This is a genomic window from Streptomyces sp. DSM 15324, assembly GCF_001514285.1.
GTDB lineage: Bacteria > Actinomycetota > Actinomycetes > Streptomycetales > Streptomycetaceae > Streptomyces.
The window spans coordinates 548,924-560,422 of sequence record NZ_KQ949024.1 but is presented as its reverse complement, the minus strand read 5'-3'; the positions used below and the strand labels follow the sequence as shown (position 1 = coordinate 560,422).

Below are 11,499 nucleotides of genomic sequence, written 5' to 3'. Positions count from 1 at the left end.
GTGGAGGCCGCGCAGCGCGTCGCCCCCGACGGCACCCGGCCCCTCTTCCTCCTCGGCCACGCCCGGGAAGCCGCCCGGCTGACCGCGCACGCCACCGCGACCGGACTCCTCACCGGCAAGCGGGTCGAGGAGGGGGAGGCCCTGACCCTCGACCCGCTCGGCGCGGTCGTGCTGCTCCTTCAGTAGATGGTCCGCCCCCGCTCGTCCGGCACCCCGGACTTGCGGAGGAAGTAACTGTTGATCTGATCGCGCCACTCCCGGGCACCGCGTACCTGCTCCTCGAACAGCTCCGCCACCCGCCGGTGCCGGGCCGGTGCCATCAGTCCGGCGAGGCCCGCCCACACCCGGCGGGCCTCCTCGGCCTCCTCGACCCCCTCGAAGTGAGTGTCGTAGATGTGCTGGATCACGGTCTTCCCGCTCCTGAGCACATGCCCGTAGGGCACATGGTGGAAGAACAGCAGCAGCTCGTCCGGACAGCTCGCGACGGACTCGTACACCTCGGCCCACGGCGCGGCGTACTGGGCCGCGTACCCGGTCCCGGTCGCGGCGCTGCGATCGACGCCCACACCGTCGCGGTCGGCGAAGTGGTAGGTGCCCCACGGGCTGTACTCGTAGCCGTCGACGTTCGGCCCGTAGTGGTGTCCGGGCTGCACCATGAACCCCACCCCGAGCGGGGCCGTGTACTTCTCGTACGTCCGCCAGGAGCCGTCCAGCACCGCGTGCAGCCCCTCGGCCAGCCGTCGCGGCGCGGACGGGAAGGTCAGGCCGATCCACTCGTCCAGGACGCGGTACGGATCGGCGTCCGGCCGCCAGGCCAGCCTGCCGAACGTGTACAGGTTCGCCTGGGCCAGCGGATGCCCCGTCCAGAACGGATCGTCGCCCACGTTCGACACCGCGACGAGATCACGTGCCGTCCCGCCCACGCTCGGCCCGTCCTCGCCGTGCGGCCGGAACCGCAGCACCTCGCTCCACATCGGCCCGAGCCAGCACACGTGCCGCTGCTGCCCGGTGTACTCCTGGGTGGCCTGCAACTCCACCGCCGTTTGGGTCCGGGTGAGCGCCCCGAGCACCGGTGAGACCGGCTCGCGCACCTGGAAGTCCATCGGCCCGTGCTTGACCTGGAGCACCGCGTTGTCGGTGAACTCCCCGTCCAGCGGCGCGAAATGGTCGTACGCCGCCCGGGCCCGGTCCGTGCCGCGGTCCCGCCAGTCCTGCCGGTGGTCGTAGACGAAGGCCCGCCAGTGCACCGTGCCGCCGTACGGGGCGAGCGCGCCGGCCAGCAGGTTCGCGCCGTCCGCGTGACCGCGCCCGTAGGTGAACGGCCCCGGCCGGCCCTCGGAGTCGGCCTTCACCACGAACCCGCCGAAGTCGGGGATCACCGCGTACACCCCGCGCACGGCCTCCGCCCACCACTGCCGCACCTCCTCCCGGAGCGGATCGGCGGTGGAGAGCCCGCCGAGCACGACCGGCGCGGCGAAGGTCACCGACAGATGTGTGCGGATGCCGTACGGCCGCAACTCGGCGGCGATCGCCGCGACTTCGCCGATCCGGTCGGTCAGCAGCCTCGCCTCGGCCGCGTGCACATTGACGTTGTTGAGGCACACGGCGTTGATCCCGCACACGGCGAGCAGCCGCGCGTACGCCCGGACCCGCGCGAAGTCCTCCCGCGCCCGGCCGTCCCGCCAGAACAGCGAACCGCCCGCGTAGCCGCGCTCCACCTGGCCCATGACCGGGTGCACGGCCACGTTGTCCCAGTGGTCGAGCATGCGCAGGACCGTCGCGGGACGATGGGCCCTTCGGGGGAAGGCGCCCGAGAACGCCGCCTCGCCGAGCCGTACGACCTCGAACAGGCCGTGGAGCAGCCCGTGCCCGGCGGAGGCGGTGACCGTCGTCGTACCGTCCTCCCGGACGACCGTGAACCCCTCCTCCTCGCCGGCGGGTCCGCCGTCGGCCGTCTCCAGCAGGAGGTCGCAGGGACCGTCGCGGACGGTCTGCCCGCCGAACCGTGCGCAGGCGTCGGACACTTCACGGCGCACGGTGTCGACCAGCGGACCGGAGCCCCTGACCAGGACGCGCCGGGCCCCCAGCGGCCGGAAGGCCGCCGGGGGCAGCCAGCCGGGATCGATCCCGTTCAAGAGAGCAACTCCACTTCGGACAGACGGACTTCACCGTCGAACACCAAGCGGTACGCCGCGTACCTACCCGGTGACCGCACGCCGAACGCCCGCGTCTGGCGGTCCCAGGTGAAGGTCTGCCCGGTGCGGCGGTCCAGGGTCCGCCACGTCGTCCCGTCGGCGGAGCCCTCCAGCCGCCAGCCCGTGGGCGCCTTCGCCCGCTCGGCGGAGGTCAGCGTGTACCGCACGGCCTTCGTGGCGCCCGCGGTCGGCAGGGTGACCGCGCCGGACACGGTGGCGGCCGTCGCGGAGGTGTCGTCGGTCAGGGCGCCGGAGCCGGTGAGCGTGTCGGCGCGGGGCGTCGGCACCCGGTCGTCGCGGGTGATCGACGTGGGCGCCGCGTCCTTCCCGCTGCCCCAGGCCGAGGGGCGCGGACCCATGGCGAACTCCAGGGTGCCGCCCCGGGCGAGGAGCGCGTGGGGAAGGGACGTCGACGTCCAGGTACGGCCGTTGACCTTGAGCCCCTGGACGTACACGTTGCGCGCGCTGTTCTCCGGGGCCTTCACCACGAGGTCCCTGCCGTTCTCCAGGTGCACGGTCGCCCTGGTGAACAGCGGGGAGCCGACGGCGTACTCGCCGCCGCCCATCACCAGCGGGTAGAAGCCGAGCGCGGAGAACAGGTACCAGGCCGACTGCTCGCCGTTGTCCTCGTCGCCGTGGTAGCCCTGTCCGATCGCGCTGCCGGTGTAGAGCCGCGACAGCACCTCGCGGACCTTCGCCTGCGTCTTCCAGGGCTGCCCGGCCGCGTCGTACATGTAGAGCGCGTGGTGGGCGACCTGGTTGGAGTGCCCGTACATGCCCATCCGGACGTCCCGGGCCTCCGTCATCTCGTGGATGACCCCGCCGTAGGAGCCCGCGAACTCGGGTGAGGCGGTCTCGGGGGTCGCGACGTACGTGTCGAGTTTGCGCGCCAGGCCGGCCCGGCCGCCGTACAGGTTGGCGAGGCCCCGGCTGTCCTGCGGGGCGGTGAAGGCATAGCCCCAGCCGTTGGTCTCGGTGTAGTCGTAGCCCCACACCCGCGGGTCGTACCGGGACGACTCCACGCGCCAGGAGCCGTCCTCGCCGCGGCCCTGGAAGAAGCCCGCCCGGGTGTCGAACAGGTTCACGTACCCCCGGGCGCGGTCGAGGAAGTACGCCGACTCCTCCCCGTACCGCCGCTCGCCGGTCCTGCGGTACAGGGCCTCGCCCATGCGGGCGATGCCGTAGTCGTTGAGGTAGCCCTCCAGCGACCAGGACAGGCCCTCGGGGGTGGCCGTGCTCGTGTAGCCGAGGAAGGGAGAGGTCGCCATGCCCTTGCGGCCCACGCCCGGGGACGGCGGGACGACGGTGGCGTTCTTCAGGGCGGCCTCGTAGGCCGTTCTCGCGTCGAAGCGGACGCCCTTGACGTAGGCGTCGGCGAAGGCCACGTCCGAGGAGGTGCCGGTCATCAGGTCGGCGTACCCGGGCGAGGACCAGCGCGAGGTCCAGCCGCCGTCCTTGTACTGCTGCACGAACCCGTCCGTCAGCACGCCCGCCTGAGTGGGCGTCAGCAGGGTGTACGCCGGCCAGGTCGTCCGATAGGTGTCCCAGAAGCCGTTGTTGACGTACACCTTGCCGTCCACGATCTTCGCGCCGGTGTGCGTCGGGGTGTCCTGGCTCACCATGGGCGAGAACGGCGAGGCGTACCGGTAGACCGAACCGACCTTCTCGAAGCCGGAGTTGGGGTAGAGGTACAGCCGGTAGAGACTGGAGTAGAGCGTGGTGAGCCGGTCCTGGGTCGCTCCCTCGACCTCCACCGTGCCGAGCAGGGCGTCCCACTGCTGCCGCGCCCGCTGCTTCACGGTGTCGAAGCCGGTGCCGTCCGGGATCTCCTGGCGCAGGTTGTCCTTCGCCTGGTCGAGGCTGATCAGCGAGGTCGCCAGCTTCAGGGTGACCGTCCGGTCGGCGCCCGCGGCGAACCGCAGATAGCCCTTCACCCCGTTCGACGCCCCGTCCGTGACCGGCGCGTCGAACTCGCCGTACACGAACAGGCGCGTCGCGCCCGTCGACAGCCCGGACTTCACGTCCGAGTAGCCGGTGACGACCCCCGAGGCCCGGTCGAGCGTCAGCCCGGCCTGGTCGGTGACGTTGTCGAACAGGACGCTCGCGGCGGAGCCCGGGTAGGTGAAGCGCAGGGCGGCCGCGTGGTCGGTCGGCGCCATCTCCGCGGTGAGACCGTTCTCGAACCGCACCCCGTAGTAGTACGGCCGCGCGGTCTCGTGGGTGTGCCGGAAGGCCAGCGCCCGTGCCGTCCGCCCGGTGTCCGGGGTGCCCGCCGCGGCCGACGGCATCACCTGGAAGGTCTGCCGGTCGCCCATCCACGGGCTCGGCTCGTGACTCGCGCTGAATGCCTGGATAGTGGGCAGATTGTCCGCGTTGTTCCCTCGTGCGTAGTCGTACAGCCAGCTCAGCGAGGACGCGTTCGTCACCGGCGTCCAGAAGTTGAACCCGTGCGGCACGGCCGTCGCCGGGAAGGTGTTGCCCCGCGAGAAGCCCCCGCCGGAGTTCGTCCCGCGTGTGGTCAGCGCGTAGTCCGACGGATGTGCCCGCGCCGGCTCCGGGGCGGCCGGACCCAGCGTGATGTCGTCCACCCAGCCGCGGAAGCGCGCCGGGCCACCGGGGGAGTCGTAGGCCACCAGGATCCGGTCGACCGTCCTCCCGGCCGCGACGGACCCGATCGCCGACTCCACGTCGTTCCACTGGTCGACGTAGAGCACCTTCGCCGCGCCCTGCCCGCGCGGCGACAGCGGGAAGCCGTACCGGTCCACCGCGCCGAGCCCGCTGAGGTAGGTCCCGTCGGTGAAGGCCAGGTCGACCGAGACGTTCGTCACCGCGTACTGCCGGTCGCCGTCGGCGAGCTGCGGGAAGATCCGGTACGCGAGCCGGGTCCGGGCACCGACCCGGACGTTCACGTCGAACACCTTGTTGTACGAGTACGCCCGCCCGGCGGCGGTGTGGCGCCCCGCGTACCGCAGCGCCCGCAGCCCCGTGAACCCGGCCCGCGCCTTCGCCGTCGGGGAGCCGCTCGGGCCACGGTCGACGACGGTGAGCATGTCCGGCGGCACCGGCCCGCCGCTCCCACCCGTCGCGAGCCGCAGATCGGCGAGCTGGAGGAGGTCGGCGCCGTGGTTCTGGGTGACGTCGAGCCGGAAGTGCCGGTACGCGGCAGGCGCCGCGAGGGTGTACGTCTTCGTCTGCAAGCGTTCGGCGAAGTCCTCGCCGGAGCGGCTGTCGAGGACCGTCCAGGTGCCGCCGTCCGCCGAGCCGCTCAGGGTCCAGTCGGCCGGATCGCGTTCGGCGGCGTCATTGGCGGAGGTGAGCGCGTACGTGGTCACCGCGGCCGGGGCGGCCAGGTCGAACTCGGCCCAGCCGGTGGCCGCGAACGTCAGCCACTTGGTGCTCGGCTCGCCGTCGGCCAGGTTCTCCTTCACCTCGCCGGCCCCGGTGTTCTCGGCGCTCGCCCGGACCCCGGTGACCCGGTCGGTCACCTCGCCGGGCAGTCCGCCGGTCGCGTAGCCGCCGTCGACCCCCGAGGCCCGCTCGGGGGTGCTGGTCCAGTCCGGCGAGGGCTGGCCGGCCTCGAACGACGAGGCGAACGTCCGGGCCTGCTGCGGGAGATGTGCGCTCCGGGCGACCGCCGCCCCCGGAGCGCCGACCGTCAGGACGAGGGCGGCCGCGACCGCCGGTGCGCGTAACCGTCCGAACCACTGCATGCGTGAGTATCCTCCCCGCCCGGACCAGGGCCGTGGACAACGTTGTCCCGTGTGGTGCGCAGCCCTCAGTAGGGTCTGGGTGAGGGGCGGTGTCAAGGAGGTCGATTGCGCCGGACGGGGCCATGCGCCCTCGCCCTCGGCGCGTAGTCGTTCGCGGTCGCGCAGATCACGACGACCGGCCCCGGCGGCCCCGACTGCTCGACCACCGCACGAGCATGCCGCCGGAACGGTTGACAGCGGGCGCCCCGAAGTAAACCCGGCGTCTTCATGCGGCGTACACGGACCTCCGTCGCGAGGGTTGTCGTGTACGCCGCTTTTCCATGGTCTTGATCCTGTTTGATCACCACGCTCCGCAGTTCTTCACACTCGGAATGCCACTTTCCGCAACGCCCCGCAGCCACCCCCGCACACCCCGCGACGCTCTCTCGGGTGAGCGCGGAGTCGCTTGTTCGAGCGTGCGGATAGTGTTCAACCTCTTGACGGGAGTGGACCCGAACGGCTCAGCTTAGAGTTCACTAGTTGGACATAGACGGGACCTCATCGAAGCGGTCCCGCGCGCAGGAGGTCGTCGTGGAGACTCCGGGGTCGCAGTCGTCGCTGCATCGGGCCAACCTGGAGCGGGTGGTACGCGCCGTGCGTCTGGCCGGGTCCCTCACGCAGGCCGAGATCGCCCGCACGACGGGGCTGTCCGCCGCGACCGTCTCCAACATCGTGCGCGAGCTCAAGGACGGCGGAACCGTCGAGGTCACGCCCACATCGGCGGGCGGACGCAGGGCGCGGAGCGTATCGCTGAGCGGGGACGCCGGCATTGTCATCGGGGTGGATTTCGGCCATACGCACCTCCGGGTCGCGCTCGGCAACCTCGCCCACCAGGTGCTCGCCGAGGAGTCCGAGCCGCTCGATGTGGACGCCTCCTCGACGCAGGGGTTCGACCGGGCGGAACAGCTGGTCCTGCGGCTGGTCGAGGCCATCGGGGTGGACCGGTCGAAGATCGCGGGCGTGGGGCTCGGCGTGCCCGGTCCGATCGACCTGGAGTCCGGCACGCTCGGATCCTCGGCGATCCTGCCCGGCTGGATCGGTACCAGGCCTGCCGAGGAGCTCAGGGGCCGCCTCGGCGTGCCCGTGCACGTGGACAACGACGCCAACCTCGGCGCCCTCGGTGAGCTGGTCTGGGGCAGCGGCCGGGGCGTACGTGATCTTGCTTACATCAAGGTGGCGAGCGGTGTCGGCGCCGGTCTGGTGATCGAGGGAAAGATCTACCGCGGCCCAGGTGGCACCGCAGGAGAAATCGGACATATTACTCTTGATGAGTCCGGTCCTGTCTGCCGCTGCGGCAACCGGGGCTGCCTGGAGACCTTCGCGGCCGCGCGCTATGTGCTGCCGTTGCTCCAGTCCAGCCACGGTACGGACCTCACGATGGAGGGCGTCGTGCGGCTGGCCAGGGACGGAGATCCGGGCTGCCGTCGTGTGATCGCCGACGTCGGCCGCCACATCGGCAGTGGAGTCGCCAATCTCTGCAACCTGCTGAACCCGAGCCGGGTGGTCCTGGGCGGTGATCTCGCCGAGGCCGGTGAACTGGTACTCGGCCCCATCAGAGAGTCCGTCGGCCGCTATGCGATTCCCAGTGCGGCGCGTCAACTCACCGTTCTCCCCGGGGCACTCGGCGGCCGTGCGGAGGTACTCGGAGCACTCGCCCTCGCGCTCAGCGAGATGGGTGATTCGACCCTTTTGGACGGCACCCTGTCCTCCGCGACACCTGCCTTCACTTAGAGAACGAATGACGCCGTTGCCATCTCGTTAAGTATTTACTTCTTGACGTCGAACTTGCGGCCGAGTTGACTTCGAGCCACCTCGGCCGCAGCGTTGCGGCCCTGTCAGGGAGGCACACCCCAAATGAACGCAACGATGCGTAGAGTCGTGATCGGCGCCACCGCCGTCTCCATGGCGCTGTCGATTGCCGCGTGCGGCAAGGCCGGCGACAACAAGGACAAGGGCTCCGGCAGCAGCTCGGACAGCAAGTCCATCGGTCTGCTGCTCCCCGACAACGTGACCGCGCGCTACGAGAAGTTCGACAAGCCGTACTTCGAGGCCAAGGTCAAGGAGCTCTGCTCCGGCTGTGACGTCCAGTACGCGAACGCCGCTGCCGACCCGGCCAAGCAGGCCCAGCAGATGAGCTCCATGGTGACCAAGGGCGTGAAGGTCATCGTGATCTCCGCCCAGGACTCCGCCGCCATCAAGTCCTCCATCCAGTCCGCCGTGGACAAGGGCGTCAAGGTCGTCGCGTACGACCGCCTCGCCCAGGGCCCGGTCAGCGCGTACGTCTCCTTCGACAACCAGAAGGTCGGCCAGCTCCAGGGCGAGGCCCTGCTCGCCGCGCTCGGCTCCAAGGCGACCCCCAAGTCGAAGATCGTCATGATCAACGGTGACGACGCCGACCCGAACGCCGCCCAGTTCAAGGCCGGCGCCCACAAGGCCCTCGACGGCAAGGTCACCATCGCCTACGAGCAGTCCGGCCTGTGGAAGGACACCGTCGCCGCCCAGAAGATGTCCGCGGCGATCACCCAGCTGGGCGCCAAGAACATCGCCGGCGTCTACTCCGCCAACGACGGCATGGCCGGTGGCATCGCCAACACCCTCAAGGGTGCGAAGATCAGCGGCATCCCGCTGACCGGCCAGGACGCCGAGCTCGCCGCCATCCAGCGGATCGTCGCCGGCACCCAGTCCTCCACGGTCTACAAGGCCTACAAGCCCGAGGCCGACACCGCCGCCGAGCTCGCGGTCAACCTGCTGCAGGGCAAGGACATCAAGTCCCTCGCCGACACCACGGTGACCAGCGGCTCCGGCGACAAGGTCCAGGCCAAGCTGCTGACCCCGGTGTCCGTCACGGTCGCCAACATCAAGGACACGGTCGTCAAGGACGGTCTGTACACGGTCGCGGACATCTGCACCGCCGACTACGCCGCCGCCTGCAAGAAGGCCGGCCTGCAGTAGTCGCGCGCACCCCGCGTGACCCGGCCCGAGCCCCCCGCCAGGGGGCTCGGGCCCAGACCGCCGAGCGGTCCCGCGAGACCCCGCCGACGCCTGCCCCACCTTCACACCCCGCTGCCGGGGCGGGCGTCGGACGGAACCGTTGCCAAGCGCGACGGATTCGCGCATGTTCATCTTGTAAACCTCGTGCGGACCGCGGCCTCCCGCCGCTGTCCCACGTCCCTCCGCGCGATTACCCCAAGCGCGGCATCCCCGCCGGTCAGGCGGCGAAGGAGATGGTTCACGTGTCCGCTACGCCCGTGCTGGCGTTGCGCGGAGTCTCCAAGCGATTCGGTGCTGTCCAGGCACTCACCGATGTCGATCTGGAGGTTCACGCCGGAGAAGTGGTCGCCCTGGTGGGCGACAACGGCGCAGGTAAGTCGACCCTGGTCAAGACGATCGCGGGCGTCCACCCCATCGATGAGGGCGTCATCGAGTGGGAGGGCCGGCCGGTCAGCATCACCAAGCCGCACGACGCCCAGGGGCTCGGCGTCGCGACGGTCTACCAGGACCTCGCGCTCTGCGACAACCTCGACGTCGTGGGCAACCTCTACCTCGGCCGCGAGCTGCTGCACCGGGGCGTCATCGACGAGGTGACGATGGAGAAGAACGCCCGCGAACTGCTGTCCACGCTCTCCATCCGGATCCCGAGCGTGCGGATCCCGATCGCGAGCCTCTCCGGCGGTCAGCGCCAGGTCGTCGCCATCGCCCGCGCCCTGATCGGTGAGCCCAAGGTCGTCATCCTCGACGAGCCCACCGCCGCCCTCGGCGTCGAGCAGACCGCACAGGTCCTCGACCTGGTCGAGCGGCTGCGCGAGCGCAACCTCGGCGTCATCCTGATCAGCCACAACATGGCCGACGTCAAGGCGGTCGCCGACACCGTCGCCGTCCTGCGTCTGGGCAAGAACAACGGCTCCTTCCCGGTGAAGGACACCAGCCACGAAGAGATCATCGCCGCGATCACGGGTGCCACGGACAACGCCGTGACCCGTCGCGCGGAGCGGCGCACCGCGGAGGCGGCACAGTGAGCGACACGTCGAAGACCGTGAAGAGCGACTCCCCCGAGCCGGAGAAGTCCGGCACGGCCACCAAGGTCGGCAAGACCGAGGGCGTCGTCGATGCGCAGGAGACCGTCGCCCCCGCCGACGACCCGACGGCCGCTCCGGTCGCCGTCGTCGACCCGCGGCTGCTGGTCCGTGAAGAGGGCCTCAAGGGCTACCTCACCGAGTTCAAGCGCAAGGTCAAGGGCGGCGAGCTCGGCTCGCTGCCGGTCGTCATCGGTCTGATCGTCATCTGGACGATCTTCCAGACGCAGAACGACCGCTTCCTGAGCGCCGACAACCTCTCGAACATCAGCTACTTCATGTCGGCCACCGGCATGCTCGCCATCGGCCTGGTGTTCGTACTGCTGCTCGGCGAGATCGACCTGTCGGTCGGTTCCGTCAGCGGTCTGTCCTCCACCCTGTTCGCCGTGTTCGCGGTGAACCACGGGGTGAACCCCTGGCTGGCGCTGGTGCTCGCGGTGATCACCGGTGTCGCCATCGGCTCGCTCCAGGGCTGGTTCTTCGCCAAGGTCGGCGTGCCGGCGTTCGTCGTCACCCTGGCCGGCTTCCTCGGCTGGAACGGCCTGATGCTGTGGCTGCTCGGCGACAGCGGCACGATCAACATCCCGTCCGAGACCGGTCCGGTCCACCTGCTCGGCCAGAGCTCCTTCTTCATGGACCAGGCGATCATCGGCGCCTACCTGCTGGCCGGCCTCGCCGTCGTGCTGTCCCTCGTCGGCAACTTCAACGAGCAGCGCCGCCGCAAGGCCGCGGGCGTGCCCTTCCGGCCGACCAGCGAGATCCTGCTGCGCGTGGGCGCCCTGGCCGTTGCGGCCTTCCTCTCCGCCGCCGTCCTCAACGACGCGGCCGGTGTCTCCAACGCCCTGGTGATCTTCCTCGCCGCGCTGGTGATCGTCGACTTCGTGCTCCGCCGCACCACCTACGGCCGTCAGGTCTTCGCGGTCGGCGGCGGCATCGAGGCCGCGCGCCGTGCCGGTATCAACGTGCCGATGGTCCGGATCACCGTGTTCGCCATCTCCGGCGGCTTCGCGGCGATCGGCGGTATGTTCTTCGCCGGTCAGACCGCGAGCGCGACGCTGTCCGCCGGTGGCGGCAACACGCTGATGCTCGCCATCGCCGCCGCCGTCATCGGTGGTACGTCGCTCTTCGGCGGGCGTGGATCGGTCTGGTCGGCCCTGCTGGGCATGCTCGTCATCCAGTCCATCCAGACCGGTCTGGACCTGCTGAACATGAACACCTCGATCCAGTACATGATCACCGGTGGTGTTCTGCTGGGCGCCGTCGTGATCGACTCCGTGTCCCGCAAGTCCCAGAAGGCCGCGGGTCGCGGATAGCGCCTCTCGCCGTACGGGGTGCGGTGGCCCTGCGGGTGCCGGTCCGTTGTGGCCGGTCGCGCAGGTCCCCGCGCCCCTTCGGATCACCGAATGTGCCCGGCACTGCACAGTGCCGGGCACATTCGTGTCATGGGCCGGGGCACGGAACATTAGACTCGACCTGCCCGGC

The 11,499-nt window shown here is 70.4% G+C and carries 7 protein-coding genes; 5 read left to right on the top strand and 2 right to left on the bottom strand.

Features of this window, described 5'->3' with window-relative positions:
* Positions 1 to 186, top strand: a complete 186-nt coding sequence (locus AQJ58_RS08650; RefSeq protein ID WP_067246921.1) for a Beta-galactosidase C-terminal domain — start codon at positions 1 to 3, stop codon at positions 184 to 186.
* Here AQJ58_RS08650 and AQJ58_RS08645 read toward each other — a convergent pair.
* Both AQJ58_RS08645 and AQJ58_RS08640 read right to left on the bottom strand, forming a co-directional pair.
* Entirely contained in the window at positions 180 to 2,135 is a 1,956-nt protein-coding gene (locus AQJ58_RS08645; RefSeq protein ID WP_067246918.1) for an alpha-glucuronidase, read from the bottom strand. The genes AQJ58_RS08650 and AQJ58_RS08645 overlap by 7 nt on opposite strands.
* Positions 2,132 to 5,905, bottom strand: coding sequence for a GH92 family glycosyl hydrolase (locus AQJ58_RS08640; protein ID WP_067246915.1), 3,774 nt, complete (start codon positions 5,903 to 5,905; stop codon positions 2,132 to 2,134). Before AQJ58_RS08640 ends, AQJ58_RS08645 begins: the two co-directional genes overlap by 4 nt.
* A gap of 570 nt (positions 5,906 to 6,475) precedes the next feature.
* Here AQJ58_RS08640 and AQJ58_RS08635 point away from each other — a divergent pair.
* The 4 genes from AQJ58_RS08635 to AQJ58_RS08620 all read left to right on the top strand — a co-directional run bounded on the left by AQJ58_RS08635 (position 6,476) and on the right by AQJ58_RS08620 (position 11,330).
* Positions 6,476 to 7,675, top strand: a complete 1,200-nt coding sequence (locus tag AQJ58_RS08635; protein ID WP_067246911.1) for an ROK family transcriptional regulator — start codon at positions 6,476 to 6,478, stop codon at positions 7,673 to 7,675.
* Positions 7,676 to 7,810: 135 nt separating this feature from the next.
* On the top strand, positions 7,811 to 8,896 hold the full coding sequence (locus tag AQJ58_RS08630; RefSeq protein ID WP_067246908.1) for a sugar ABC transporter substrate-binding protein: 1,086 nt from the start codon (positions 7,811 to 7,813) through the stop codon (positions 8,894 to 8,896).
* 272 nt (positions 8,897 to 9,168) lie between these two features.
* Positions 9,169 to 9,960 (top strand): ATP-binding cassette domain-containing protein, encoded by a 792-nt coding sequence (locus tag AQJ58_RS08625; protein ID WP_079078773.1) that lies wholly within the window; start codon positions 9,169 to 9,171, stop codon positions 9,958 to 9,960.
* The gene (locus AQJ58_RS08620; protein WP_067246902.1) at positions 9,957 to 11,330 is read left to right on the top strand and encodes a sugar ABC transporter permease; all 1,374 of its coding nucleotides are present in this window, start codon (positions 9,957 to 9,959) and stop codon (positions 11,328 to 11,330) included. Before AQJ58_RS08625 ends, AQJ58_RS08620 begins: the two co-directional genes overlap by 4 nt.
* The last annotated feature ends 169 nt before the right edge of the window (positions 11,331 to 11,499 follow it).

Bases quoted from the DNA above. Each gene is read 5' to 3' on its own strand.
- AQJ58_RS08625 (WP_079078773.1), top strand. From the start codon at position 9,169: ATGGTTCACGTGTCCGCTACGCCCGTGCTGGCGTTGCGCGGAGTCTCC.
- AQJ58_RS08640 (WP_067246915.1), bottom strand. From the start codon at position 5,905: ATGCAGTGGTTCGGACGGTTACGCGCACCGGCGGTCGCGGCCGCCCTC.
- AQJ58_RS08630 (WP_067246908.1), top strand. From the start codon at position 7,811: ATGCGTAGAGTCGTGATCGGCGCCACCGCCGTCTCCATGGCGCTGTCG.